The 835-nt window shown below is 71.9% G+C and carries 1 protein-coding gene; it reads right to left on the bottom strand.

Features of this window, described 5'->3' with window-relative positions; all coding sequences use genetic code 11:
• Position 1: 1 nt before the first annotated feature.
• On the bottom strand, positions 2 to 679 hold the full coding sequence (locus tag CCN72_RS34100) for a GAP family protein (RefSeq protein WP_086812185.1): 678 nt from the start codon (positions 677 to 679) through the stop codon (positions 2 to 4).
• Positions 680 to 835: the final 156 nt, after the last annotated feature.

Below are 835 nucleotides of genomic sequence, written 5' to 3'. Positions count from 1 at the left end.
GTCAGGAGGCGAGGACGGAGATGCCGTCGCCGACGAGTTTCAGGCCCAGGACGAAGAACAGGACGGCCATCACGGCGACGTTGTGCTGAGCCGCCCACTCCTTCCAGTTGCCGAGGATCGTCCTGGCCCGCTCGCCGCCGACGAGGAAGACTCCCAGCGGGGCCAGCAGGCCGAGGGTGGCGATGACGACGAAGATCGCCAGCACCGCGATCTGCTGTCCGACCGGCAGCCCGGCGGAGCCGATCGTGGCGCCCGCGGCGATGGTCAGCGGGGCGTTCTTGGCGTTGAGCGCGGCCAGGGCCAGTCCGAGTGCGAAGATCTTGGCCGGCGCGAGGCGGTCGATCGCGCCCATCCACTTCGGCAGCCGGGCCTGCGCGGGGTCCCGGGGGCGCCGGTGCCATTGCCGGGCGCCGAAGAGGACGAGGAACAGGCCCAGGGCGAGTTTGAGTGCTCCCGCCCAGGTGGGCGGCTGATGGTGGGCGGAGGCGCCGGAGGGGGAGGCGATCGCCAGCATCACCGCGCCGAGGACCGCGAGCCCCAGGATCCAGCCGACGGTGAACAGGACGCCGTTGAGACGTCCCCGAGGCGTGGCGAGGATCAGGATGACCGCGATGATCGGGAGCGGGCTGATCGCGACGGCTGCCGCGAAACCCAGCACGTCACCGAGGACTCCGCCCATGATTGCCTCCGTCAGGGCGTCGGAGCGCCCGTGCGAGCGGGCCACGGCGGCGACCGCACGGAAGCGGTACCGAGCAGACCGGCCGGGCGCCGTACACGGCACGTCGGACTTCCATCGTCCTGCGCGGGACCGCATCTGTCCTCGGGAGCGTCCGGC

This window comes from Streptomyces murinus, assembly GCF_002154555.1.
Taxonomy (GTDB): Bacteria; Actinomycetota; Actinomycetes; order Streptomycetales; family Streptomycetaceae; genus Streptomyces; species Streptomyces murinus.
This window is presented reverse-complemented; position numbering and strand designations above follow the sequence as displayed.